At 65.7% G+C, this 26,436-nt stretch carries 20 protein-coding genes and 1 tRNA gene; 1 reads left to right on the top strand and 20 read right to left on the bottom strand.

Annotated features, from left to right (window positions below; genetic code table 11):
* Window positions 1-9: 9 nt before the first annotated feature.
* Window positions 10-633 (top strand): high frequency lysogenization protein HflD, encoded by a 624-nt coding sequence (gene hflD / locus ACVCMC_RS04835; RefSeq protein ID WP_395121391.1) that lies wholly within the window; start codon window positions 10-12, stop codon window positions 631-633.
* 73 nt (window positions 634-706) lie between these two features.
* On the opposite strand, the gene gyrA is transcribed toward hflD, so the two are convergent.
* The 20 genes from gyrA to nuoG form a co-directional block, all read right to left on the bottom strand.
* Window positions 707-3,322 (bottom strand): DNA gyrase subunit A, encoded by a 2,616-nt coding sequence (gene gyrA / locus ACVCMC_RS04830; protein WP_447098855.1) that lies wholly within the window; start codon window positions 3,320-3,322, stop codon window positions 707-709.
* A gap of 301 nt (window positions 3,323-3,623) precedes the next feature.
* A complete protein-coding gene (gene mtnA, locus ACVCMC_RS04825; protein ID WP_447098854.1) occupies window positions 3,624-4,643 on the bottom strand; it encodes an S-methyl-5-thioribose-1-phosphate isomerase in 1,020 nt (339 codons plus the stop codon).
* Between the two features lie 64 nt (window positions 4,644-4,707).
* Entirely contained in the window at window positions 4,708-5,775 is a 1,068-nt protein-coding gene (locus tag ACVCMC_RS04820) for a class III poly(R)-hydroxyalkanoic acid synthase subunit PhaC (protein WP_447098853.1), read from the bottom strand.
* An 11-nt stretch (window positions 5,776-5,786) separates the two neighbouring features.
* Complete coding sequence (locus tag ACVCMC_RS04815; protein ID WP_395118578.1) at window positions 5,787-6,818, bottom strand: poly(R)-hydroxyalkanoic acid synthase subunit PhaE; 1,032 nt, start codon at window positions 6,816-6,818, stop codon at window positions 5,787-5,789.
* 121 nt (window positions 6,819-6,939) lie between these two features.
* Window positions 6,940-9,045 carry a polyribonucleotide nucleotidyltransferase gene (gene pnp / locus ACVCMC_RS04810; RefSeq protein ID WP_395118580.1) on the bottom strand — a complete coding sequence of 702 codons (2,106 nt, stop codon included), beginning with the start codon at window positions 9,043-9,045 and terminating at the stop codon, window positions 6,940-6,942.
* 83 nt (window positions 9,046-9,128) lie between these two features.
* Window positions 9,129-9,398: a 30S ribosomal protein S15 gene (rpsO, locus tag ACVCMC_RS04805; RefSeq protein WP_136257158.1), complete on the bottom strand. Its 270-nt coding sequence runs from the start codon at window positions 9,396-9,398 to the stop codon at window positions 9,129-9,131.
* A 157-nt stretch (window positions 9,399-9,555) separates the two neighbouring features.
* Window positions 9,556-10,494 (bottom strand): tRNA pseudouridine(55) synthase TruB, encoded by a 939-nt coding sequence (gene truB, locus ACVCMC_RS04800; protein ID WP_447098852.1) that lies wholly within the window; start codon window positions 10,492-10,494, stop codon window positions 9,556-9,558.
* A gap of 14 nt (window positions 10,495-10,508) precedes the next feature.
* Window positions 10,509-10,892, bottom strand: coding sequence for a 30S ribosome-binding factor RbfA (gene rbfA / locus ACVCMC_RS04795; RefSeq protein WP_395118584.1), 384 nt, complete (start codon window positions 10,890-10,892; stop codon window positions 10,509-10,511).
* A gap of 156 nt (window positions 10,893-11,048) precedes the next feature.
* Window positions 11,049-13,823: a translation initiation factor IF-2 gene (gene infB / locus ACVCMC_RS04790; protein ID WP_447098851.1), complete on the bottom strand. Its 2,775-nt coding sequence runs from the start codon at window positions 13,821-13,823 to the stop codon at window positions 11,049-11,051.
* Window positions 13,824-13,954: 131 nt separating this feature from the next.
* Window positions 13,955-15,460 (bottom strand): transcription termination factor NusA, encoded by a 1,506-nt coding sequence (nusA, locus tag ACVCMC_RS04785; RefSeq protein ID WP_395118588.1) that lies wholly within the window; start codon window positions 15,458-15,460, stop codon window positions 13,955-13,957.
* A 113-nt stretch (window positions 15,461-15,573) separates the two neighbouring features.
* The gene (locus ACVCMC_RS04780) at window positions 15,574-16,101 is read right to left on the bottom strand and encodes a ribosome maturation factor RimP (protein WP_447098850.1); all 528 of its coding nucleotides are present in this window, start codon (window positions 16,099-16,101) and stop codon (window positions 15,574-15,576) included.
* 181 nt (window positions 16,102-16,282) lie between these two features.
* Window positions 16,283-16,359: transfer RNA gene (locus tag ACVCMC_RS04775), tRNA-Met, on the bottom strand.
* A 90-nt stretch (window positions 16,360-16,449) separates the two neighbouring features.
* Complete coding sequence (gene nuoN, locus ACVCMC_RS04770; protein WP_447098849.1) at window positions 16,450-17,904, bottom strand: NADH-quinone oxidoreductase subunit NuoN; 1,455 nt, start codon at window positions 17,902-17,904, stop codon at window positions 16,450-16,452.
* 12 nt (window positions 17,905-17,916) lie between these two features.
* Window positions 17,917-19,422 carry a complex I subunit 4 family protein gene (locus ACVCMC_RS04765; RefSeq protein WP_447098848.1) on the bottom strand — a complete coding sequence of 502 codons (1,506 nt, stop codon included), beginning with the start codon at window positions 19,420-19,422 and terminating at the stop codon, window positions 17,917-17,919.
* Window positions 19,423-19,436: 14 nt separating this feature from the next.
* Window positions 19,437-21,464, bottom strand: coding sequence for an NADH-quinone oxidoreductase subunit L (gene nuoL / locus ACVCMC_RS04760; protein WP_447098847.1), 2,028 nt, complete (start codon window positions 21,462-21,464; stop codon window positions 19,437-19,439).
* A 4-nt stretch (window positions 21,465-21,468) separates the two neighbouring features.
* Window positions 21,469-21,774, bottom strand: a complete 306-nt coding sequence (nuoK, locus tag ACVCMC_RS04755; protein WP_136257167.1) for an NADH-quinone oxidoreductase subunit NuoK — start codon at window positions 21,772-21,774, stop codon at window positions 21,469-21,471.
* Window positions 21,771-22,427: an NADH-quinone oxidoreductase subunit J gene (locus ACVCMC_RS04750; protein ID WP_395118598.1), complete on the bottom strand. Its 657-nt coding sequence runs from the start codon at window positions 22,425-22,427 to the stop codon at window positions 21,771-21,773. The genes nuoK and ACVCMC_RS04750 overlap by 4 nt, the downstream gene beginning before the upstream one ends.
* A 9-nt stretch (window positions 22,428-22,436) precedes the next feature.
* Window positions 22,437-22,928 carry an NADH-quinone oxidoreductase subunit NuoI gene (gene nuoI / locus ACVCMC_RS04745; RefSeq protein WP_395118600.1) on the bottom strand — a complete coding sequence of 164 codons (492 nt, stop codon included), beginning with the start codon at window positions 22,926-22,928 and terminating at the stop codon, window positions 22,437-22,439.
* A 3-nt stretch (window positions 22,929-22,931) separates the two neighbouring features.
* Window positions 22,932-23,984 (bottom strand): NADH-quinone oxidoreductase subunit NuoH, encoded by a 1,053-nt coding sequence (gene nuoH, locus ACVCMC_RS04740; protein WP_395118602.1) that lies wholly within the window; start codon window positions 23,982-23,984, stop codon window positions 22,932-22,934.
* 5 nt (window positions 23,985-23,989) lie between these two features.
* Complete coding sequence (nuoG, locus tag ACVCMC_RS04735; protein WP_447098846.1) at window positions 23,990-26,314, bottom strand: NADH-quinone oxidoreductase subunit NuoG; 2,325 nt, start codon at window positions 26,312-26,314, stop codon at window positions 23,990-23,992.
* Window positions 26,315-26,436 lie beyond the last annotated feature (122 nt).

Genomic DNA, 26,436 nt, shown 5'->3' with positions numbered 1-26,436 from the left:
ACCCTAGGCATGAACGAGGAACGCGTACTCGCCCTGGCCGGATTGTTTCAGGCCTGCTCGCTGGCCCAGCAACTGGCCAACGACGGACGCTGCGACGAGATCGCCATGCAGGCGGGCGTGGCCAGCATCTTCCGCATCGACGCGCCCTCGGTGGTGGCCGTGTACGGTGGCGTCTCGGGCGTGCGCCTCGGCCTGCGCAACCTGGTCGCCCAGCTCGACGAGAGCGATCGCGACATGTCGGTTACCCGCATGGTGGTCACCGTGATGCGGCTGGAACGCAGCCTTGCCGGCCGCCCGGAGCTGCTGGAGAAGCTGCAGCAGGGCATCCAGGCGGCGCAGCGCCAGGTCGAGCATTTCGGACAGGATTCGAGCCAGGTCAGCGGCCGTCTCGCCGAGCTGTATGCATCCACGCTGTCCACCTTGCGGCCGCGGGTGATGGTCAGCGGCAATCCGCAGCAGTTGCAGCAACCGGCCGTGGTCGAGAAAGTGCGCGCCAACCTGCTCGCCGCGGTGCGCTCGGCGGTGCTGTGGCGCCAGGTCGGCGGACGCCAGTGGCAGCTTCTGGTGTACCGGCGTCAATGCAGCATGCTGGCCCGTGGCCTGCTGACCGGTGTCACGCTGGACCATCGCTGACCGACGCGCGGCATGCCATGAACGCGAACAGGCCCCGGCCATGCCGGGGCCTGTTCGTTTCACCACAGCGGGATCACTCGCCCGCGGAAGCGTCTCCCGTGGCGCCCTCACCCGCTTCGCCGACCGGCGCATCCCCGGCCTCGACGACGGCCTCGTCGCCGTTGTCCTCTTCCGCGTCCAGCCGCATCACGCTGACCAGCGTTTCGTTGGCGGGCAGCTTGATCAGGGTGACGCCCTGGGTATTGCGGCCCAGTTGCGAGACTTCCGCCACGCGCGTACGCACCAGGGTGCCCTGGTCGGAGATCAGCATCAGCTCGTGCGCCTCGGTGACCTGCACCGCGCCGACCAGCGCGCCATTGCGCTCGGAGCACTGGATGCCGATGACGCCTTGCGTGCCACGGCCCTTCTTGGTGAACTCGGCCAGTTCGGTGCGCTTGCCGTAGCCCCGCGCCGTGGCGGTGAGGATGTCGCCTTCCGCCGCCACGATCAGCGATACCACCTCGGCGCCGCCGACCAGTTTCATGCCGCGTACGCCCGCGGCGGTGCGGCCCATCGAGCGCACGGTGTTCTCGTCGAAACGATTGACCTTGCCGTTGGAGGCGAACAGCAGGATGTCGCTGTCGCCGTCGGTCAGCTCGACGTTGACCAGTGCGTCGTCGTCGTGCAGCTTGATCGCCAGCTTGCCCTTCTGCAGCTGGAACGCGAATTCGGTCAGCGGGGTTTTCTTCACCGTGCCGTGCTTGGTGGCAAAGAACACGAAGCGATCTTCCGCATACTCGCGGATCGGCAGCACCGCCTGCACCTTTTCGCCCTCGCCCAGCGGCAGCAGGTTGATGATCGGCTTGCCGCGCGCGCCGGGACCGGCCTCGGGAATCTGGTAGACCTTGAGCCAGTAGACGCGGCCGGTGCTGGTGAAGGTGAGCAGGGTGTCGTGCGTGTTGACCACCCACAGCTGCTCGACCACGTCCTCGTCCTTCAGCGCCGAGGCCGAGCGACCCTTGCCGCCGCGCCGCTGCGAGCGGTAGGTGCTGGCCGGCTGGCGCTTGACATAGCCGGTGTGCGACAGCGTGACCACCATGTCTTCCGGGGCGATCAGGTCGAGGACGTTGAGGTCCTCCTGCGAATGCTGGATCTCGGTGCGACGCGCGTCGCCGAACTCGGCCTTGATCGCTTCCAGCTCCTCGCGGATCACCTGCAGCAGGCGGTCCGGGTTCTCCAGGATCTCGATCAGGCCGCGGATGGTTTCCAGGATCTGGCGGTACTCGTCGGAAAGCTTTTCCTGTTCCAGGCCGGTAAGGCGGTGCAGCCGCATCGCCAGGATTTCCTGCGCCTGCACGTCGGACAACTGGTAGCCATCGGCCTTCAGGCCATCGCGCGGGTCCATGTCCTCCGGTCGCGAGGCACCGGCACCGGCCGCCGACAACAGCGCGCCGACCACGCCCGGCTGCCATTTCCTGGCCAGCATGCGCTCGCGCGCCTCGGCCGGCGACGCCGAAGTCTTGATCAGCTCGATCATCTCGTCGATGTTGGCCAGTGCGACAGTGAGGCCTTCGAGGATGTGCGCGCGGGCGCGGGCCTTGCGCAGCTCGAAGATGGTGCGGCGGGTGACCACCTCGCGCCGGTGGCGGATGAACGCTTCGAGGATGTCCTTGAGGTTCAGCAGCTTCGGCTGGCCGTCCAGCAGCGCCACCATGTTGATGCCGAAGGTGACCTGCAGCTGGGTCTGCTGGAACAGGTTGTTCAGCACCACGTCGCCCATCGCGTCCTTGCGGATCTCGATGACGACGCGCATGCCGTCCTTGTCGGACTCGTCACGCAGCTCGCTGATGCCTTCGAGCTTCTTTTCCTTGACCAGCTCGGCGATCTTTTCGATCAGCCGCGCCTTGTTCACCTGGTACGGCAGCTCGTGGACGATGATCGTCTCGCGGCCGTTCGACTCGGTTTCGATCTCCGCCTTCGCGCGCACCAGGATGCGGCCGCGACCGGTGCGGTAGGCCTCGATGATGCCGGAGGAGCCATTGATGATGCCGTGGGTCGGGAAGTCCGGGCCCGGGATGTAATGCATCAATTCGTCGATCGACAGCGCGGGCTCGTCGATCAGCGCGATGGTCGCCGCGATTACCTCGTTGAGGTTGTGCGGCGGGATGTTGGTGGCCATGCCGACCGCGATGCCGGCCGAACCGTTCACCAGCAGGTTCGGCACGCGCGTGGGCAGCACCAGCGGCTCGTGCTCGCTCTCGTCGTAGTTCGGGCCGAAGTCGACGGTTTCCTTGTCGATGTCGGCCAGCAGCTCGTGGCTGAGCCGCGACATGCGCACCTCGGTGTAACGCATGGCGGCGGCGCTGTCGCCGTCGACCGAGCCGAAGTTGCCCTGGCCGTCGACCAGCATGTAGCGCAGCGAGAACGGCTGCGCCAGGCGCACGATCGCGTCATACACCGACTGGTCGCCGTGCGGATGGTATTTGCCGATGACGTCGCCGACCACGCGGGCCGACTTCTTGTACGGCTTGTTCCACACGTTGCCGAGTTCGTTCATCGCGAACAATACGCGACGATGCACCGGCTTGAGTCCATCGCGTACATCCGGAAGCGCGCGGCCAATGATCACGCTCATCGCGTAATCGAGGTAGCTCTGCCGCATCTCGTCTTCGATGTTGACGCGAATGATTTCTTTGGCGGTTTCTGCCATGGATTGGCTTCCCTGGAGACAAAAAAAGGACGCTGGCGCCGCGTCTCAAGCGCGTGCGCGAGCGACCCGAAATGAACCGCTGGATTGTAGCATGGATGGCTGCAAAATGACAGGTTTTAAGCTTTTGAAATCAATGACTTGTATTGCCATCGCGAGACCGGCACGAGGCCATCGGAAATGTGCTCAAGAATTGAGCAGCGCGCCGGACGCGCAGGCCCCCAGCGAGGTCGTCTCGGCAACCAGCGGACGAACACGGCAAGCGCCGCAAGGACGGCCGGATGCCGCATCGGAACCCGGGGAATCAATGGCCGAACAAGGCCTGCATCGACAGGGTGTCAGGTCGCTCGATCACGCCGCGCTCGGTGACGATCGCGTCGATCAGCTCGGCGGGTGCGACGTCGAAAACCGGATTCCATGCCTGCGCTCCCTCCACCACCACGCGCCTGCCCCCGCTGGACAGAAGCTCGGCCGGGTCGCGCAGCTCGATCTCGATCTCCTCGCCGTTGGCGGTCGCCATGTCCACCGTCGACGACGGCGCCACCACCATGAACTTGACGCCATGGTATTTCGCGCTGATCGCCAGTTGGTAGGTGCCAATCTTGTTGGCGGTGTCGCCGTTGGCCGCGATGCGGTCGGCACCGACGATCACCCACTGCACGGCGCCGGATTTCATCAGGTGCGCGGCGGCAGAGTCGGCGATCAGCCGGGCGGGGATGCCCTCGCGTACGAGTTCCCACATGGTCAGCCGCGCGCCTTGCTGCCACGGACGCGTCTCGCCGGCATAGACGCGCGCGATCCGGTTTGCGGCGACGCCGGCGCGGATCACCCCGAGCGCGGTACCGTAACCGGCGGTGGCCAGCGAACCGGTGTTGCAATGGGTCAGCACGCCCGAGCCCGGCGCGATCAGTGCTGCGCCGAGCTCGCCCATGCGGCGATTGGCAGCCAGATCCTCGTCCTGGATCAGCTGCGCCTCGTGCAACAGCGCACCGGCATCGGCACCGGCCACGATGCGTTTTTTCATCCGGTCCAATGCCCACATCAGGTTCACTGCCGTGGGCCGGGCCGCGCGCAACTGCGCCAATACCGGTTCCAGCGGAACGCCCTGCTGTGCCGCCATCGCCACGCCCCAGGCGGCGGCAATGCCGATGGCCGGCGCGCCACGCACGGCCAGGTCGCGGATGGCCTGGGTGACCTGGGCCGCATCGCGGCAGTCGATCCAGCGTTCCTCGCCCGGCAGCAGGCGCTGGTCGAGCAGGCGCAGGTGATCGCCTTGCCACTGCACGGCGCGGATGGAATCGTGGGTATCGGCGGATGTGGTCATCCGGTGATTATCGCCTGTCGTGCGTGGATTCCGCACGACAGGCGATCACGTGCGGGCGCGCGATTCAGTCGCGCTGGCGCAACCACTGGTGGATCGCCGGCGGCACCTCGCGCTGGGCGCGGCCGGACACGTAGATGCCGATGTGGCCGCCCTTGAATGCGAGCTGGGTGTAGTCGGTGGTGCCCACGTGCTTGCCCAGTGCGCGCGAGGCATCCGGCGGCACCAGGTGATCCTGCTCGGCGAAGATGTTCAGCACCGGCTGGGTGATCATGCCCAGATCCACGCTCTGACCGCCGATGTCCAGCGTGCCCTTGACCAGCTTGTTGCCCTGGTAGAAATCCTTGATGAACTGGCGGAACGCCTCGCCGGCCTGGTCGGGCGAGTCGAAGATCCAGCGCTCCATGCGCAGGAAGTTTTCCAGCTCGGTCGGGTTGTCGAGGATGTCCACCATGCCTATGTACTTCTGCTGGTTCAGCCGCAGCGGCTTCAGCGTGAGGTAGACGTAGTTCATCAACCCGGCCGGGATGTTGCCCATGGTGTCGACGAACAGGTCCACGTCCATGCGGCGGCACCAGTGCGACAGCATGTTGTCCGGCGTGTGGAAATCCACCGGGGTGACCATGGTGATCAGGTTCTTCACCTTGTCCGGGTGCAGCGCGGTATAGCACAGCGAGAACGCGCCGCCCTGGCAGATGCCGAGCAGGTTGATCGCGTCGAGACCGTGGCGTTTGCGTACCACGTCGACGCAGCGGTCGAGGTAGCCGTTGATGTAGTCGTCCAGGGTCAGCCAGCGGTCGGCGCCGTCGGGATAGCCCCAGTCGATCAGGTAGACATCCTCGCCCTGCTCCAGCAGGTTGCGCACCATCGAGCGGTCGGCCTGCAGGTCGGTCATCCACACCGTGTTGACCAGGGCGTAGACGATCAGCAGCGGGGTCTTCGAGGTCGCCTTGCCGTGACCGGTGAAGTGCCAGACCTTCAGCTTGTCCTCGCTGTAGACCAGCTCGCGCGGGGTATTGGCGTATTCCGGCTCGCGCATGTTGCGCAGGTTGGCCATGCCGGCGGCCAGTTTGCGCTGGAAGGTGGCGATGTCGGCCAGGGCCTGGGTCGGGTCGACGCGCAATGGTGTCTGCATGGCTGCTCTCCTTATTTGCGCTTGCGCTGGCCGGAGCCCGATTTGGACGGGCTGGTGGGCTTGCGCGCCGCTTTCGCCGGCGCCTTCTTCACGGCGACCGCAGGCTTGGCAGCGGCGCGCTTCTTCACTGCGGGTACCGCCGGACGATCGGCGAGCCGGCGCTTCAACGCCGCGAGTTCCCGGCGCAAGGCCATGATCTCCCCGGCATGGTCGGCGGACCCATCGGCCAGATTGGCACGGAATTCGCGGCGCAGCGCCTGCAGGCGTTCGCCGAGGCTGGACACTTCGCTGCGCGTGGGCACGCCGAGCTGCTGGCACATCTGCTCGGTCTGCTGTTGCTGGAGCTGGCGCACGCGCATCTGCGTGTTGACCATCTCGCCATAGGCATCGCGGAACTCGTCGGACAGCGCGATTCCCGCATAAGCCTCTTCGGAGGCGTCCACCCACAAGTCGTACAGCCCCTTGAGCGAATCGACCTGGCGCCCCGGTTCGGCCAACCGCGCCTGCAGGCGTTGCATGCCTTGCGCGTTGGCGCGCTGGATCAGTTCCTGATAGCGGGCGGATGCCCGCATCGACTCCAGCAAGGCCGTGGCCAAGGCTTGCTGCTGCATCTGCTGCTCGCGGTTCAGGCCGAATGCCGGGGTCGGCCCCTGCAAGCCCGACAGCTCACCGAAACCACCGCGCTGGGCCGCCTGCAGCCAGGACTGCCATTGCCGCGCGAAGCCCTCCGCGCCGGCAGTGTCGATGCCGCCGAAAGCCTGCGCGAACGGCTGACTGGCTCCACCGAACATCTGCTGCAATTGCTGACGCCAGTCGGTGGCCGGCTGGGCCGCGCCGCCGCTGGCCGCTGCCTGCATCCAGTCGAAGTATCCCTTCAGCCCGGCCAGGGTGCGTTCGAGCATGTCATTGCCCGCGGCAGGCGCCGGGGGCGGCGCGAACGGATTGGCCGCGGGAGGCTGCTGGAACTGGCGCGTCCAGGCGTCCCACGACTGCTGTGCCAGCGCCTGGTAATCCCTGATGAAATCATTCGCCGGATCGGCCATCGGTGCATCCTCGCGCAAGGTCCATCCATCCTAGCAAAAGCAGGTTGCACAAAATCACCGGCCCCGAAACGCGCAAGGCCCGGCATGGGCCGGGCCTTGCGGAATTGCCTCGTGGCGGAGTTCAGACGCTGGCGCGCTCTTCCTCGGTCACGGCCTTCATCGACAGGCGGATGCGGCCCTGCTTGTCGACTTCCAGCACCTTGACCTTGACGATGTCGCCTTCCTTGAGCTTGTCGGAGACCTTTTCGACGCGCTCGTCGGAAATCTGCGATACGTGCACCAGACCGTCCTTGCCCGGCATGATCGTCACGAACGCGCCGAAGTCCATCAGCTTGGCGACCTTGCCCTCGTAGATGCGGCCCGGCTCGACGTCGGAAGTGATCTGCTCGATGCGCTTCTTGGCCGCTTCGCCCGCCTCGCGATTGACCGAGCCGATGATGATGGTGCCGTCATCGCTGATGTCGATCGTGGTGCCGGTCTCTTCGGTGATCGAGCGGATGGTGGCGCCGCCCTTGCCGATCACTTCGCGGATCTTGTCCGGGTGGATCTTGATGGTGATCAGGCGCGGGGCGAACTCGCTCATCTCGGTGCGGGCGGTGCTGAGCGCCTTGCCCATTTCGCCGAGGATGTGCAGGCGGCCGCGCTTGGCCTGCTCCAGCGCCACCTTCATGATCTCCTCGGTGATGCCGTCGATCTTGATGTCCATCTGCAGCGCGGAGATGCCTTCGGCACTGCCGGCCACCTTGAAGTCCATGTCGCCGAGGTGATCCTCGTCGCCCAGGATGTCGGACAGCACGACGAAGTCGTTGCCCTCCTTGACCAGGCCCATGGCGATACCCGCCACCGGTGCCTTCAGCGGCACGCCGGCATCCATCATCGCCAGCGAGGAACCGCACACCGAGGCCATCGACGAGGAACCGTTGGACTCGGTGATTTCCGAGACCACGCGCACCACGTACGGGAACTCCTCGATGCTCGGCTTGACCGCCTGCACGCCACGCTTGGCAAGACGGCCGTGACCGATCTCGCGACGCTTCGGCGCGCCGAAGCGACCGGCTTCGCCCACCGAGAACGGCGGGAAGTTGTAGTGGAACAGGAACGGGTCCTTCGACTCGCCGCCGGGAGCGTCGATGATCTGCGCGTCACGCGTGGTGCCCAGGGTGATGACGACCAGCGCCTGGGTCTCGCCGCGGGTGAACAGCGCCGAACCATGCGTCCGCGGCAGCACGCCGACACGGGCGGTGATCGCACGCACGTCGTCGAGCTGGCGGCCGTCGATGCGCACCTTGGTCTTCAGCACGCTGTCGCGCATGGTGTGGTATTCGAGCTCCTCGAATTCCTTGGCCATCGCGGCGGTGGACCAGCCGTTTTCTTCGGCCTGTGCCTTGAGCCCGGCCAGCACGTCGGCCTTGATCGCGGAGATCGCGTCGCGACGCTCGAGCTTGTCGCGCACCTGGAACGCGGCGGCCAGCTGGTCGCCGACCGCGCCCTTGACGGCAGCGGCCAGCGACTCGTTGCGCGCCGGTGCCTGCCAGTCCCACGACGGCTTGCCGGCCTCGGTGGCCAGTTCGGCGATCGCGCGGATGGCGGTCTGCATCTGCTGGTGGCCGAACATCACCGCGCCGAGCATCACGTCCTCGGACAACAGCTGCGCTTCGGATTCCACCATCAGCACGGCGCCGGCGGTACCGGCGACGACCAGGTCCAGCTGGGAGGTCTTCAGCTCGGTGGTCGACGGGTTCAGCAGGTACTTGCCGTTGGCGTAACCGACGCGGGCGGCGCCGATCGGGCCCTTGAACGGGATGCCGGCCAGGCTGAGCGCGGCGGAGGCGCCGAGCAGGGCCACGATGTCGCCGTCCACTTCCGGGTTCAGCGAGACGACCTGGGCGATGACCTGCACTTCGTTCTTGAAGTCATCCGGGAACAGCGGGCGCACCGGGCGATCGATCAGGCGCGAGGTCAGCGTCTCCTTCTCGGTCGGACGGCCTTCGCGCTTGAAGAAGCCGCCGGGAATGCGGCCGGCGGAATAGAACTTCTCGACGTAGTCGACGGTGAGCGGGAAGAAATCCTGGCCTTCCTTCTGCTTCGTCGCGGCGACGGCGGTGACCAGCACCACGGTGCCGCCCATGCTGGCCATGACCGCACCGGATGCCTGGCGGGCAATTTCGCCCGTCTCCAGCGTGACTTCGTGATTACCGTACTGGAATGACTTGGTTACTTTTGCCACGTGACTGTTTCCTGATCTGAATTGGGAAAGGCGCCCGCGCACGGGCGCCGCATGATCCTCGCGTCCGCGAACGGCGCCCAGCGTTACCGGCGCAGGCCGAGGCGTTCGATCAGGGTCTGGTAGCGCGCAAGATCGCGATCCTTCAGGTAGCTGAGCAGGCGCTTGCGCTGGTTGACGAGCTTGAGCAGGCCACGACGCGAGTGGTGGTCCTGAATGTGATCCTTGAAGTGACCGGTGAGATGGTCGATGCGGGCGGACAGCAGGGCCACCTGGACTTCAGTCGAGCCCGTATCGTTCGGCACGCGGCCGAAATCAGCAATGATCTTGCTGGTCTGTTCTGCGGTAAGGGACATGGTTGTACGTTTCCTTGAAAGGCGATGCGAAGCTTGCGCTTGCATCATCGCGAGATGACGCAAGCGCAAGCTTCGCCCTGGTTGGAGTGAAAGCGTTGAAATAACTTGTCTATTCTACTGATGCCAGTGGTGTTACAACAAGTGCGCAGCCCGCTTTTCAGGCAAATCCGTCCGCTGGCGGCAGGTTGAAGCCGCGCAGGATGCTGCTGCGGCGCATGTCGTCCAGTTCGAGCACGGCGAGCAAGGCACCATCGGGCGCGAATGCCGCGCAGCGACCGGCGGGTACCGAGGGGTCAAGCTGGATCGGCTGGCCACGCGAAACGGCCATCGCCTGCGCCTCGTCCAGGTGAACCGACGGCAGGTCGCGCAGACCCTCGGCCACCGGCAGCAGATGGCACAGCAAGGCCTCGTCGCCCTGCTCCGCTGCCTGCTCGAGTTCGGCCATGGTGACCATGCGCGGATCGCGGAAGGGATCCACCCAGGTGCGCCGCAGCGAAGTCAGGTGCGCGCCGCAACCCAGGGTGGCACCCAGATCCGTCGCCAGCGAGCGCACATAGGTTCCCGAGCCGCATTCCACCAGCAACTGCAAGGTGTCGCTGTCGCGGGAGAGCAGCTCCAGTCGATGCACGACCACCTCGCGCGCCGGCCGTTCCACCGACTCGCCGCGGCGCGCCTTCACGTACAGTCTTTCGCCATCCTGCTTGAGCGCCGAATACATCGGCGGCACCTGACGGATCGCTCCACGCAGCGGTGCCAACGCGGCTTCGATCAGCTCGGGGTCGAGTCGGGGCACCGGCTGGCGTGCGATCACCTCGCCCTCGCGGTCACCGGTGTCGGTGCTGATGCCGAGCCGGCATTCAGCCAGATAACCCTTGCTGGCGCCGAGCAAGGTGCCGGCCAGCTTGGTGGCCTCGCCGAAACACAAGGGCAGCAGACCGCTGGCCAGCGGGTCGAGCGCACCGGCGTGACCGCCCTTGGCCGCGCGCAACAGCCGGCGAACGCCTTGCAAGGCCTGGTTCGAGCTCAAGCCGATCGGCTTGTCGAGCAGCACGATCCCGTGCAGGTCGCGGTACTGGATGCGGGGTGGTTTGCGCATTCGTGCCGCCAGACTCAGACCGCGTTGGCGTCATCGTCCGGCTTGGGTGCATCCGCCTGTTCGCGCAGCAGGCGTTCGATGCGCTCGCCCTTGTCGACCGAATCGTCGTACTTGAATTTCAGTTCGGGCACGCGCCGCATGCGCATGCCGCTGTGCGCCAGCGCGTGGCGAATCTCGTGCCCCATCTGGTTGAGCGCCTTCACCGCCGGCAAACCCTGCTCCGGTACCAGCGCGGTGACCCACACCGTCGCCCAGTCCAGGTCCCGGGTGATCTCGACATCGGAAACACTCACCGACGGCAGGCCGTGGTCGCGCACCGCGGCATGCACCAGCAGCCCAAGCTCGCGGCGCAGCTCGGCTCCGATGCGGTCGGTACGTTTGAAGTCGCGGGAAGGCATGATTGGAAAGCCGGGAATAGGGAATCGAGAATAGGGAATCGGAAAGGCAAAGGTGCGTCACGGGAGCATGGAGGCCAGGGAAGTCGGGACAGCCGCTCTGACTATTCCCGATTCCCTATTCCCTATTCCCGCTCGCACCTTGCGATGCCGCAGGCATCACAAGGTGCGAGCCACTTCCGTGCGCTCGAAGCATTCGATCTGGTCGCCGACCTTGACGTCGTTGTACTGCTTGACGGCGATGCCGCACTCCATGCCGCTGCGGACTTCTTCCACGAGGTCCTTGAAGCGGCGCAGCGATTCCAGCTCGCCCTCGAACACCACCACGTTGTCGCGCAGCACGCGGATCGGCTTGCTGCGCTTGACGTGGCCCTCGGTGACCATGCAACCGGCCACGGCGCCGAACTTGGAACTGCGGAACACGTCGCGCACCTCGGCGATGCCGATGATGTCCTCGCGCACTTCCATGCCGAGCAGGCCGGTGGCCGCCTGGGTGACCTGATCGATCACGTCGTAGATGATCGAGAAGTAACGCACGTCCAGGCCGTTGGTTTCGATCACCTTGCGCGCCGATGCGTCGGCACGGACGTTGAAGCCGATCACCAGCGCCTTGGACGCAGCGGCGAGCGTGGCGTCGGATTCGTTGATGCCGCCCACGCCGGAGGACACCACGTTGACCCGCACGCGCTCGTTGCCGATCTGGGTCAGCGACTCGCGCAAGGCCTCCACCGACCCCTGCACGTCGCCCTTGACCAGGATGTTGAGCGTCTGCTGCTCGTCGCCCTGGCCCATCTTGGCGATGATGTCTTCCAGACGGTTGCTCTTGCTGACCATCCGCGTCTCGCGCCGCTTGAGCTCACGCTCCTGCGCCACTTCGCGGGCCAGACGCTCGTCCTCGACGCAGACGAAATCGTCGCCGGTCTCGGGCACGCCGGACAGACCGAGCACCTGCACGGGAATCGACGGACCGGCTTCGTCCACCTGCTTGCCGGACTGGTTGATCAACGCGCGCATGCGCCCGTACTCGATGCCGCAGACCACGAAGTCGCCCTTGCGCAACGTGCCCTGCTGAACCAGCACGGTGGCCACCGGACCGCGGCCGCGATCCAGGCTGGATTCGATCACCACGCCGGAGGCGCGGCCGTCGGCCACCGCCTTGAGCTCCATCACCTCGGCCTGGATCGAGATCGCTTCGAGCAGTTCCTCGATGCCCATGCCGGTCTTGGCCGACACCGGCACGAACTGCACGTCGCCGCCCCAGTCTTCCGGCACCACTTCCTGCGCAACCAGGCCCTGCTTCACGTTGTCGGGGTTGGCGCCGTCCTTGTCCATCTTGTTGACCGCCACGATGATCGGCACGTTGGCCGCGCGGGCATGCTTGACCGCCTCGATCGTCTGCGGCTTGACGCCGTCGTCGGCAGCCACCACCAGGATCACGATGTCGGTCGACTGCGCACCGCGGGCGCGCATCGAGGTGAACGCCGCGTGGCCCGGGGTGTCGAGGAAGGTGATCACGCCGCGCGAGGTCTTCACGTGGTACGCGCCGATGTGCTGGGTGATGCCGCCGGCTTCGCCGGATGCCACCTTGGTGCGCCGGATGTAGTCGAGCAGCGAGGTCTTGCCGTGGTCGACGTGACCCATGATCGTCACTACCGGTGGCCGCGGAACCTTCTCGCCTTCCAGCTCGATGTTCTGGGTATGCGCCGCGAGCGTCTCCTCGGCGTTGTTCTGGTTGTCCGCCACCGGCGTATGGCCGAGTTCCTCGACCACCAGCACGGCGGTGTCGTGGTCGACGGTCTGGTTGATCGTCGCCATCACGCCCATCTTGAACAGGGCTTTCACCACCTCGGAGCCCTTCACCGCCATCTTCTGGGCGAGATCGGCCACCACGTTGGTGTCGCTCACCACCACCTCGCGCACCACCGGTGCGGTGGGACGGGAGAACCCGTGCGTTCCGCCGGACACGCCGCTGCCGCGCGCCAGCAGGTCGCGACCGCCACTGCGCCCGCCCTTGCCGCGTTTGGTGCTGGAGGACGAGCGGCGTGCGCGATCGGCCTCGCTGAGGTGCATCTGGCCGCCGGCGAAGCGCTTGCTGCCGTCGCGCTCGTGCTTGCTGCCGACGTCCTCGCTGCGCTCGCGGCCATGCCGTGCCTTGCCGCCGCGAGCCGCATCGCTCGCTGCCGGCGCGGGCGCCGGTGCGGGAGCCGGTGCCGGGGCGGGCGGCTTGACCAGTTTTTCGCGCTTGCGCGGCTCGTGAATGCGCGGAAGGATCATGCCCAGCTCGCGCTGGTCCATGCGCTGCACGCCCGGCTCCTCGTCGACGGGTTCGCTGGCAGCGACCACCGGCTCCTCGGCAGGCGCTTCCGGCGCGGGTTCGGCGAGATCCGCCGCGCTCTGCGCTTCGGCGGCCGTTTCGGCACGTCGGGCTTCTTCCTGGCGCTGTTGTTCGTCGAGCTCGCGCTGGCGCGCGTCCTTCTCGCGGCGCTGCTCGGAATCCAGCCGTTCGCGCTCCTCGCGCTCGCGCTGCTGCTGCGATTCCTGCAGCTTGCGCACGGCCTCCTCGCGCTCGGGTTCGGCGCTGGCCTCCTCGGCAATCACGCTGCGCTTGACGTAGGTGCGCCTGGCGCGCACTTCCACGTTTACCGTCTTGGCGGGGCCGGCGGCGCCACGACCACCGGAGCCGGCCACCTTCAATTCGCCCACCGTGCGTCGTCGCAGGGTGATCTGGCGCGGTGCCGCATCCGCAACCTCGGCGGCGGCTTCGGCCTTGCCGTGGGTTCGGCGCAGGAATCCGAGCAGTTTCACCTTCTCGGTGCTGCTGATGACCTGCTCCTGGTCGGAGAATTTCATGCCCGCTTCGCCAAGCTGCGTCAGCAACTTGTCGACCGGCATGCCCAGTACCTGGGCGAGTTGTTTGATCGTGACGTCCGACATTCTGTTCTCTGCTCCGCCGTTCCCGCGCTTGTCATTTCGTGCGGCATCATGATCGCCGCCCTTTCCATCCCTGGTGAAGAACCCCGGGGTTCTTCCCGGCGCACCCGTCCGGGGTGCCGCCGTACCCGCGCTCAGCCACCCTGCTCCAGCCGCGCGATCATCGGCGCGCGGGCCGCCATGATCAGCGCCGCAGCGCGCTCCTCATCCATGCCCTCGATATCGATGAGGTCGTCCACTGCCAGGTCGGCCAGGTCGTCGACCGTGCAGACCTCACGCGCGGCCAGCGCATAAGCGGTTTCCTCGTCCATGCCTTCCAGGGCAAGCAGCTCGGCGCTGGGCTGGTGATCGTCGACGCCCTCCTCCACCGCCAGCGCCTCGGTCAGCAGCGCATCGCGGGCGCGGGCACGCAGCTCCTCGACGATGTCCTCGTCGAAGCCCTCCACGGCCAGCAGCTCGGCGCTGGGCACGTAGGCGATTTCCTCGATGCTGGAGAAACCCTCCTGCACCAGGATGACTGCGATCTCCTGGTCGACCTCTAGCTTGTCCATGAACAGGACGCGTGCCGCTTCCTGCTCGGCCTCGCTCTTGGCGGTGACCTGGTCCTGCGTCATCACGTTGAGCTGCCAGCCGGTCAGCTTGCTGGCCAGGCGCACGTTCTGGCCACCGCGGCCGATCGCCTGGGACAGCTTGTCCTCGGCCACCGCGATGTCCATCGAGTGCTTTTCTTCGTCCATGATGATCGACTGCACCTCGGCCGGCGCCATCGCGTTGATGACGAACTGGGCCGGATTCTCGTGCCACAGGATGATGTCGACGCGCTCGCCGTTGAGGTCGTTGGAGACCGCCTGCACGCGCGAACCGCGCATGCCGATGCACGCGCCGATCGGGTCGGTGCGGCTGTCGTGCGCCAGCACGGCGATCTTGGCGCGGTCGCCCGGGTCGCGCGCGCAGCCCTTGATCTCGACCAGGCCCTGGCCGACTTCCGGCACTTCCAGCTTGAACAGCTCGATCATGAACTCCGGCGCGGCGCGCGACACGAACAGCTGCGGGCCACGAACCTCGGATTTGACCTCGTAGAGATAGCCGCGCACGCGGTCGCCCACGCGCGCCGACTCGCGCGGAATGGTCTTGTCGCGCGGGATGAACGCCTCGGCGTTGCTGCCGAGGTCGAGATAGATGTTGCCGCGCTCGACGCGCTTGACGATGCCGGTGACCAGTTCGCCGACGCGATCGGCGAAGGCGTCCACCACCTGCTGGCGCTCGGCCTCGCGCACGCGCTGCACGATCACCTGCTTGGCGGCCTGCGCGGCGATGCGGCCGAATTCGGCGTTCTCGACCTGCTCCTCGATGTACTCGCCGACCTGGGCGTCGGCACGCTCGTCCAGCGCATCCATCAGGCGCAGCTGGTACGCCGGGGATTCCATCTCGCCGTCGTCGGCGATGATCTCCCAGCGGCGGAACGTCTCGTACTCGCCGGTAGCGTGATCGATCGACACGCGGATATCCGGCTCTTCGTCCGGGTACCGCTTCTTGGCGGCCGAAGCCAGTGCGGCCTCCATCGCGTCGAAGATCACGTCTTCCGATACGCCCTTTTCGTTGGCGACCGCATCGACGACCAGCAAAAGTTCTTTGCTCATTGCTGCAACTCCACAGGCGCCAGGCGGCGTCCAATTGTTGATTTTTCTGCGCTCGTCCATGAACACGTGGATCAAAGGTCCGCCATCCGTGGCAGGCTTTTCAATGGGTTCTGCTAACTCTTCGCAGGGCGCTTGCCGCCGGGCTTGGGCTGGGGCGCATAACCGAGCGCGACCCAGTCCGGCACCACGCGCGCACTCTCGACCTGGTTGTGATCGAAATCGAAGGTGCGGCCTTCCGCTTCGAGCGAAATGCGGTCGCCCTCCACCACGGCCAGCTTGCCGCGCAGGCGACGGCGGCCATCCAGCGGTGCCTTCAGCAGCACCTTCACTTCCTGTCCCGCGGCCTTGCGGAACTGCGCCGCGGTGAACAACGGCCTGTCGATGCCCGGCGAGGAGACTTCCAGCACGTAATGACCGGGAATCGGGTCGTCCACGTCGAGCAGCGCCGACAGCTCGCGACTCGCCTTCTCGCAATCCTCGATGCCGACTTCACGACGCTCCGCGCCATCCGCCTCGGGCAAATCAAGGTAAACGCGCAGGGTACTCTGCCCCTGCGATGGAGTGAACTCCACGCCAAGGCATTCCAGGCCCAGATCGGCCAGTACTTCGCTGAATCGTCGTGCCAGAGCCTGGGTATCCATCACTCACCTGAACTCGGTCGCGGAAACAAAAAATGGGCTCCAACGGCCCATTTCCCTAACTCGCCGATGATCGTCCTCGTGTCGCGTTCCATGTCCGGCGCTCGCGTTTCGCGCCGTGCGGTACATCCTTGCAGCCAACAAAAAAGCCTCACGAGGAGGCTTTCTTGCATCAAGAAAGATCTGGTAGCGGGGGCAGGATTCGAACCTGCGACCTTCGGGTTATGAGCCCGACGAGCTGCCAGACTGCTCCACCCCGCATCAGAGTCCGCAAAGTCTACCGGGATGGCGGGTTTCTTGCAAGCACGAAGATCGTCGCGCTGGCCGGAAAACCATCCGCCGACATGGGCGTCAGACGCCGAACGCGCGCTGGCACCATGCCAGCAGCGGCCCCCAGTACAGGCCGAGCGCAAGCAGCGCCAAGGCATTCACCGACAGCACCACGCGCAGCGAGGTGTCGGTCTTGACCTCCACCACCGCGCCTTCCTCCGGCGCATCGAAGTACATGACCTTGATGACGTAAAGGTAGTAGTAAAGCCCGATGAACGCGGTGACGACGCCCACGATGGCCAGCCACAACATGTCGGCGTGGATCGCCGCCTCCAGCACCAGCACTTTGGCCCAGAAGCCGAACAGCGGCGGCACGCCGGCCAGCGAGAACATCGCCAACAGCATCAGGAACGCCATCCACGGCGCCTTCTGGTTCAGACCCTTGAAATCGCTGATCTCCTCGCACTCGAACCCGGTCCGGGCGAGCACCAGCATCACGCCGAACGCCGCCGCGCTCATCAGCGCATAGCAGATCACGTAGAACAGCGCAGCCGAGTAGCCTTCAGGGGTTGCCGCCGAGAGGCCCAGCAACACGTAGCCCATGTGCGAAATGGTCGAGTACGCCATCATGCGCTTGAAGTTGGTCTGCACGATGGCGACCAGGTTGCCGATCACCAGCGATGCGGTGGCCAGCGCGGCCAGCATCGGCTGCCAATAATGGCTGAGATCGCCCATCCCGACCTCGAGCAGGCGCCAGGCCAGGCCGAATGCCGCCAGTTTCGACACCGCGCCGATGAACGTCGTCACCGGCGTCGGCGCTCCGTGATAGACGTCCGGCAGCCACATGTGGAACGGCGCGACGCCCAGCTCGAAACCGATGCCCACCAGCATGAATATCAGGCCCAGCAGCAACAGCTTGGGTGCCGTGGTGTAGGCCATCACGCCATGCAGCTGCGCCAGATCCAGTGTCGGCGTGCCGCCCATGCCCGACGCGCCGTAGACCATCGACATGCCGTAGAGCAGCATGCCGGAAGCAAGGGCACTCAGCACGAAGTACTTGATCGCCGCCTCCGGCGGCAGGCGGGCATCGCGGTTGAGCGCGACCAGCGCATAGGACGACAGCGAGAGCAGCGCCAGGCCGAGGTAGATCGTTACCAGGTTGCCGGCCGACACCATCACCATCACGCCGAGCGCGGCGAAAATCATCAACGCGTAGAACTCGCCGCCGAACAGCTTGCGGTCGATCATGTAGGGCCGCGCGTACACGAACACCACCGCGGTGATGCCCAGCGCGAAGACCTTGAGGATCTCCGCCACGTGGTCGCGCACGAACATGCCGTTGAACGCGGTTGCGGTCTGTTCGGGCTGGCCGGCGACCACCAGGTAGATCGCCACCAGCAGCACGGCGATGGAGATCCAGTGCAGCTGCGGGCGCTGCGCCGGTTTCATGAACGCGTCCAGCAGCAGGATCAGGCACACCGCCACCACCAGGTAAAGCTCCGGCAGCAGGGTCAGGATGTCATAGAGAGTGGGCATGTTCGCTTCTGCTCAGATCTTGTGGACGGCAAGTTGCTGCACCAGGTGCGCCACCGAGCTGTCCATCAGGTGGATCAGCGGCTGCGGCCACACGCCGATGGCAAGGACCGCAACGGCAAAGCCGATCAGCACCCAGGTTTCACGCGGGGTCATCGGCGTCATGTGCTTGACGTGTTCGGTGGTCACCGGGCCCCACAGCACGCGCTTGACCAACCACAAGGTGTAGCCGGCACCGATGATCAGGGTGAACGTGGCAAACAACGCGATCCACGGGCTGGCGCTGAAGCTGGCCAGGATCACCATGAACTCGCCGACGAAACCGCTGGTGCCCGGCAGGCCGCAGTTCGCCATCGCGAACAAGACGTAGAAGAGGCCGAACCACGGCATCATGTTGATGACGCCGCCGTAGTCCTTGATCTGGCGCGTGTGGGTGCGGTCGTACATCACGCCGATGCAGGTGAACATGGCGCCGGAGACGAAACCGTGCGAAATCATCTGCACCATCGCGCCCTGCATGCCCAGGCTGGCCATGTCGGTATTGCCGCCTTCACGCACCAGCATGAAGGCCATGAAGATGCCCAGGGTGACAAAGCCCATGTGCGCCACGGACGAATAGGCCACCAGCTTCTTCATGTCCTCCTGCACCAGCGCGACATAGCCGATGTAGACGATCGCGACCAGGCTGAGCACGATCACGATCCACGCGAAGTGCGCACCGGCGTCCGGGGTGATCGGCAGGATGAAGCGCACCATGCCGTAGGTGCCGATCTTCAGCATCACCGCCGCCAGCCACACCGAACCGCCGGTGGGCGCCTCGACGTGCGCGTCGGGCAACCAGGTGTGCACCGGCACCATCGGCACCTTGATCGCGAAGGCGATCAGGAAGCCGAAGAACAGCCAGGCCTGCTCCTTCATCGTCAGCGGCAGCGCCGCCAGCGTCGCCAGATCGAACGTGTGCGCCTTCTGGTACAGGTACAGCAGCGCGATCAGCATGAACACCGAACCGGTGAACGTGTAGATGAACAGCTTCAACGTCGCGTACACGCGCCGCGGACCGCCCCACATGCCGATCAGGATGTACATCGGGATCAGCACCGCCTCGAAGAAGGCGTAGAACACCAGCGCGTCGGTGGCGCAGAACACGCCGATCAGCAGGCCCTCCAGCAACAGCATGCAGGCCATGTACTGGTGCGGACGGTTCTGGATGACCTTCCACGCGCCGGCGATGACCAGGATGCCGACGAAGGTCGTCATCAGGATCAGCGCGACGGAGATGCCGTCCACCGCCAGGGTGAAATGCACGCCCCAGGTCGAGATCCACACATGGGTTTCCTGCAGCTGCATCACCGACCCTTCCGGGTCGTAGCGCAGCAGCCACAGGCTGATCACGAAGGTCGCGATGGTAATCAGCAGCGCCAGCCAGCGCGCCAGCATCGGCCGGGCGGAACCGGCCAGCAGCACCGGCACCGCGCCGACGATGGGCAGCCAGATCAGCAGACTGAGAAGATGATTGAACATGGAGCCTGCTTCCCCTAGTTGCCGAACAGTCGATAGCCGCCAAACAGCACGATCACGCCGATGATCATGGCGAACGCGTAGTGGTAGAGGTAACCGGTCTGGAGTCTCCGCAGCAATGCCGCGCCGCGATGGACCAGCCGCACCGACCCGTTCACCGCCACGCCGTCGATCACGCCGGCGTCGCTGAACTTCCAGAACAGGCGCCCCATCTTCTGCCCGCCGCTGGCAAACAGCGCGTACTCCACTTCATCCGCCCAGTACTTGCGGTCGAGCACCGTCCACAATGGCTTGAGCGCCTGCTTGATCCGACCGGCCAGCGCGGGATTGAACACGTAGATGTAGGTACAGATCACGAAGGCCGCCACCACCAGCAGGAACGGCAGCTGGGTGAAGCCGTGCAACGCCATCACCGCCGCGCCATGGAACTCCTGGCCCAGCTCGGCCAGCACGTTGTTGGCCTCGTCCACGTGGATCGCGCTGCCGAACCAGTTGCCGAACAGCATCGGCGCCACGGTGACGTAGCCGATCAGCAATGACGGGATCGCCAGCAGCACCAGCGGCACGGTCACCACCCACGGCGACTCCTTCGGCGCATGCGCCAGCACGCCCGGTTCATGGTGGTCGTGATCGTCATGACCGTGACCATGCGAGGCGACGACAGTGAAGCGCTCCTTGCCGTGGAAGGTCAGGTACATCTGGCGGAACGTGTACAGGCCCGTGACCAGTGCACCGGCCATCACGCAGAAGTACGCATAGTTGGCGCCCCAGCGATGCGACAGGCCGACCGCCTCGATGATCGCATCCTTGGAGTAGAAACCCGAGGTGAACGGCACCGCCACCAGCGCCAGCGAGCCGATCCACATGGTGATCCAGGTGATCGGCATGTACTTGCGCAGGCCGCCCATGTAGCGCATGTCCTGCTCGTGGTGCATGGCGATGATCACCGAGCCGGCACCGAGGAACAGCAGCGCCTTGAAGAAGGCGTGGGTCATCAGGTGGAATACCGCGCCGGAGTACATCGACACGCCCAGCGCCACCGTCATGTAGCCCAGCTGCGACAGCGTCGAGTACGCCACCACGCGCTTGATGTCATTTTGGACTATGCCAATCAACCCGGTGAACAGCGCAGTCGTGGCGCCGATCACCAGCACGAAGCTCAGCGCAGTCGAGGACATCTCGAACAGCGGCGACATGCGCGCCACCATGAAGATGCCGGCGGTGACCATGGTCGCGGCATGGATCAGCGCCGAGATCGGGGTCGGGCCTTCCATCGAATCGGGCAGCCACACGTGCAGCGGCACCTGTGCCGACTTGCCCATGGCGCCGACGAACAGCAAGATGCAGATCACGGTCGCCGCATCCCACTGCGTGTTCGCGGTGATCTGCAGCGTCTGGCCAGCCAGCCCCGGCGCCGCGCTGAACGCACTGGCGTAGTCCAGCGTGTGCAGGAAGGTCAACACCGCGGCAATGCCCAGCAGGAAGCCGAAGTCACCCACACGGTTGACCAGGAACGCCTTCAGGTTGGCGAAGATCGCGGTCGGCCGCTTGTACCAGAAGCCGATCAGCAGGTAGGACACCAGGCCCACCGCTTCCCAGCCAAAGAACAGCTGCATGAAGTTGTTGCTCATGACCAGCATGAACATCGAGAAGGTGAACAGCGAGATGTAGCTGAAGAAGCGCGTATAGCCCGGGTCGTCGCGCATGTAGCCGATGGTGTACAGGTGCACCACCAGCGAGACGAAGCCCACCACCACCAGCATCATCGCGGTGAGCCTGTCCACCATGAAACCGACGCTGGCGTTGACCTGCCCGATCTGGAACCAGGTGTAGAGGTTCTGGTTGTAGTTGTCCGCGCCGCCCACGGTGAGCTGGTACAGCACATGGAACGACAGCGCGACCGACACGATCATGCACGCGATGGTGACGGTGTGGGCGACCGCGCGACCCGCGCGGCCTAGGAACGGGCTGACGAAACCGGCCACCAGCGAACCGAGCAGCGGCGCCAGTGCGATGGTCAACAGGACGCTCGTGGAAAGACCCATGGGTTCAGCCCTTCATGCTGTCGATGTCGGCGATATTGATCGTGCTGCGCGTACGGAACAGCAGGACCAGGATCGCCAGGCCGACGGCAGCTTCCGCCGCAGCCACGGTGAGGATGAAAAACACGAACACCTGCCCCGACACGTCGCCCAGGAAGCGCGAGAACGCGACAAAATTCATGTTGACCGCAAGCAGCATCAGCTCGATCGACATCAGCAGCACGATCACGTTCTTGCGGTTGATGAACAGCCCGGCCACGGCGATGCAGAACAGCACGGCGCCGAGCACGATGTAGTGTGCGAGCGAAATCATGGCTTGGATTCTCCTGCGGTGCCCTCGTCGGCGGCGGCCGGCGTCGGGCGTACGGCGTCCATCTTGACGATGCGCACGCGATCGCGCGGATCGACCCTGACCTGCCGGCTGGCGGATTCGTAACGCGCGCCGCGACGTTCGCGCAGGGTCAGCGCTACCGCAGCCACCAGGCCCACGGTGAGCACCAGCGCAGCCACTTCGAACGGCAACAGGAATTTGGTGTACAGCGCCTGGCCCAGCCACGCGGTGTTGGACATGCCGGCCACCGCAGCCGGATCAGCGCCCAGGTCGCGCGCATGCATCGCCCGCACGCCGATCAGGCCGAGCATCTCGACCAGCATCACGATGGCCACGATCACCCCGACCGGCAGGAACTTCACGAAACCCTCGTGCATTTTCTCCAGGTCGATGTCGAGCATCATCACCACGAACAGGAACAGCACCATCACCGCGCCGACGTAGACCACCACCAGTGCCAGCGCGAGGAACTCGGCGTCCAGCAGCATCCACAGGCAGGCAGCGCTGAAGAAGGTGAGCACCAGCGCGAGCACGGCGTGCACGGTGTTCTTCAGCGTGATCACCGAGAGCGCCGCCGCCACCGTGACGAGGCTGAAGGCGTAGAAGCAGATGATTTGCAGCGTTTGGGGATTCATCGAAGGGCCTCAGCGGTACGGCGCATCTTGGGCACGATCCGCAGCGATCTGCTGTTCGAAGCGATCGCCGATGGCAAGCAGCTTCTGCTTGTCCACCACGTTCTCGCCGCGATTCTCGAAGTGGTATTCGTGGATCGAGGTCTCAACGATCGAGTCGACCGGGCAGCTCTCCTCGCAGAAACCGCAGTAGATGCACTTGAACAGGTCGATCTCGTAGCGCGTGGTGCGGCGCTGGCCGTCGCTCTCTCGCGGAGCCGAATCGATGGTGATCGCCAGCGCCGGGCAGACCGCCTCGCACAGCTTGCAGGCGATGCAGCGCTCCTCGCCGTTCGCATAGCGGCGCAACGCATGCAGACCGCGGAAACGATTCGACTTCGGGATGTGCTCCATCGGGTAGCGCATGGTGTACTTGGGCTTGAACATGTAGCGCATCGTCACGCCCATGCCGGCAACCAGCTCCGCCAGCATCAAACTCTTCAAATAACGGGTTACCGCGTTCATGGCTTACGCTCCCACCCCGATGCTGACCAGGTCGTAGTACTTCAGCAGACCGGCGACGAACACCCAGGCAATGGCAATGGGGATGAATACCTTCCAGCCCAGGCGCATGATCTGGTCGTAGCGGTAGCGCGGGAACGTGGCGCGGAACCACAGGAAGAAGAACGACATCACGAACGCCTTGATGAACAGCCAGATGAAGCCGCCTGCCCCCAGCCAGCTGATCCAGCCGGGCGCGTCGGCGGAGATCCAGCCCTGCAGCGGGCTGAGCCAGCCGCCGAGGAAGAAGATCGCCGACAGGAAGCTGACCAGGATCATGTTGGCGTATTCGGCCAGGAAGAACAGCGCGAAGGCCGACCCGGAATACTCCACGTGGAAGCCGGCGACGATTTCCGACTCGCCTTCGGCCATGTCGAACGGCAGGCGGTTGGTCTCGGCCACGCCGGAGACGAAATAGATCACGAAGACCGGCAGCAACGGCAGCCAGAACCAGTCGAACAGGCCCTTGCCGCCGGCCTGCGCGTTGACGATTTCGCTGAGGTTGAGGCTGCCGGCCAGCACCATCACGCAGACCAGGCACAGGCCCATGGCCAGCTCGTACGAGATCACCTGGGCCGCCGAACGCATGGCGCCCAACAGCGCGTAGCGCGAGTTGGACGCCCAGCCTGCGATGATGATGCCGTAGACGCCCATCGAGGTCATCGCCAGCAGGTAGAGGATGCCTGCGTTGGCGTTGGACAGCACCATCTTGCCGCTGAACGGGATCACCGCCCAGGCCGCCAGCGCGGGGACCAGCCCGATCAGCGGCGCCAGGAAGTACAGGAAGCGGTTGGCCTTGGTCGGCAGGATCACTTCCTTGATCAAGAGCTTCACCACGTCGGCGAACGCCTGCAGCACGCCGCCGGGGCCGACCTTGTTCGGTCCCATGCGCACGTGCATCCAGCCGATGACCTTGCGCTCCCAGTACACGAACATCGCCACCGCGATCACCAGCGGCAGCACGATGCACAGGATGTAGATCAGCGGCCACATGACCTGGTTGATGAGTTGATCAGCCATGATGCCTATGCCTTGCTCAAGGTGATGGCTGCGCCGTGCGGCGGCAGCGTGGCGGTAAGGTCTTGGGCTGCCTCGATCCACACAGCGCCGTCGGGCACGGCCGCATCGACCAGCACCGGCAACTGCACCTCGCCGATGCGCGCCTGCGCGCCGGCGGTCAGGCCTTGCCGCCCCGCCTCGGCTTCATTGAGGCGGATCGCCGGCGCACGATTGAGCGGGTGCGCATTGAGCGCGGTGGCCCGGCGCAACACCGCATCGACGCGGTAGATCGGCCAGGTGGCCAACCGGGTGAGCGCGGCAGGCGCCGCACGCGTCGACAGGCCCTGGCGCGCTGCCTGCGCGCGCTCGCCGATGCCGTCGCGCAGACCGGCGATGTCGTCGAACTCGAAACCGGCCAGCTGCATCGCCCCGCCGAGCGCACGCAGGACCTTCCAGCCCGGCCGCGCCTCGCCCGGCGCCTTGGCACCCGCGATCACGCCCTGCGCCAATCCGTCGACGTTGACCAGGGTCGCGTCGATTTCGGCCAGCAGTGCAATCGGCAGGATGACGTCCGCCACCTCGCGCAGCGCGGCACCGCCGAAGGCGCTGAACGCCACGACCTTGTCAGCGCCGCGCAGCGCCTTCAGCGCCGCGGCGCCATCGGCGAAGTCGTGGGGCGGCTCGACGCCGTACAGCAGGTACGCCTTGCGCGGCTGCGCCAGCATGGCCTGGGCATCGAGCCCGCCATTGCCCGGCACCACGCCGATGCGACCCAGGCCGATGGCGTTGGCGCCCACCGGCACCTCATCGACGCCGGCACCGGTGGCTTCGCCGATGAAGTGCGCGATCGCGCGCAGCCACGAGGCCTGCGGGTGTGTCGCCGCGGCTTCGCCGAGGATCACCGCCGAGGTACCCGCCTTCAGCGCGGCAATCACCCCACCATCGCCCTGCCCGCTGCGGGCGCTGTCCAGCGCACCGGCCAGCGATGCCGGCGCCGTGGCACCGGCTTCCACTGCAGCCTTGGCCAGCCCCAGCATGGCGTCGACCAGCGCTTGCGGAGCGACGATCGTCTCGCCCGCCAGCTTGTAGTTGAAATCGAAACGAGCCGGATTCACCACGAAGACGCGCGCGCCCTTCTTGGTCGCCTGGTGCAGCCGGTGATTGACCAGCGGCAGTTCCTGGCGCAGGTCCGAGCCGACCAGCAAGGCGGCCTGTACCCTTTCCAGTTCGGCGACCGGCATGCCGAACGGTACCGCCACGGCGTGATCGGCAAAATCGAGCTGGCGCAAACGGTGGTCGAGGTGGGCACTGCCCAGGCCACGCGCCAGGCGCACCAGCAGGTCGCCCTCCTCGTTCGAGATCGACGGGTGCGCCAGGATGCCCAGCTCGCTGCCCGGCGCCTTCTTCAGTGCCTCGCCGGCGAACGCCAGCGCGTCCTCCCAGGTGGTGTCGTGCCACTGGCCGTCGCGCTTCACCTGCGGAGCATGCAGGCGATCGGGGGCGTACATGCCCTGGTGGCTGTAGCGGTCGCGGTCGGACAGCCAGCACTCGTTGATCGCCTCGTTGTCGCGCGGCACCACCCGCAGCACCTCGCCGCGGCGCGTGTGCAGCCACAGGTTGGAACCCAGCGCGTCATGCGCGCCGATCGACGGCTTGGCGATCAATTCCCAGGCGCGCGCCTTGAACTGGAACACCTTGTCGGTCAATGCGCCGACCGGACAGACGTCGATGATGTTGCCGGACAGCTCGGTTTCCACCGTCTTGCCGATGTAGGTGCCGATGACCTGGTCCTCACCGCGGCTCATGCCACCCAGCTCGTAGGTGCCGGCGATCTCGCTGGTGAAGCGCACGCAGCGCGTGCAGTGGATGCAGCGCGTCATCTCGGTGGCCACCAGCGGCCCGATGTTCTCGTCGGCCACCGTGCGCTTGCGCTCGGTGAAGCGCGACACGCTGCGACCGAAGCCCAGCGCCACGTCCTGCAGTTCGCACTCGCCGCCCTGATCGCAGATCGGGCAATCCAGCGGGTGGTTGATCAGCAGGAACTCCATCACGTCGCGCTGGTATTGCAGCGCGAGCTTGGAGCGGGTCTGCACCTTCATGCCCTCGGTGACCGGGGTGGCGCACGCGGGCAGCCCCTTGGGCACCGGGCGCCCGCCCATCTCCACCTCGACCATGCACATGCGGCAGTTCGCGGCGATCGGCAGCTTGCGGTGATAGCAGAAACGCGGAATCACGACGCCGACGGCATCGGCTGCCTCGATGATCATCGCATTCTTGCGGATCTGCACCGGCTTGCCGTCGATCTCGATGCTGACCAGGTCGGGAGCGGTGCTGGTTGGCTGCGTACTCATGCAGCAACTCCTTGGGGAGCAGGGAATGGAGAATGGAGAATGGGAGATGGGAAGGGCCGCCGGATGTCGCGGCGCGATTCCCTGTTCCCGATTCCCGATTCCCGATTCGCGCGGATGGAGAG

This window comes from Rhodanobacter sp. UC4452_H20, from assembly GCF_052978205.1.
The sequence above is the reverse complement of the archived record's forward strand: the minus strand, read 5'-3'. Positions and strand labels throughout refer to the sequence as shown.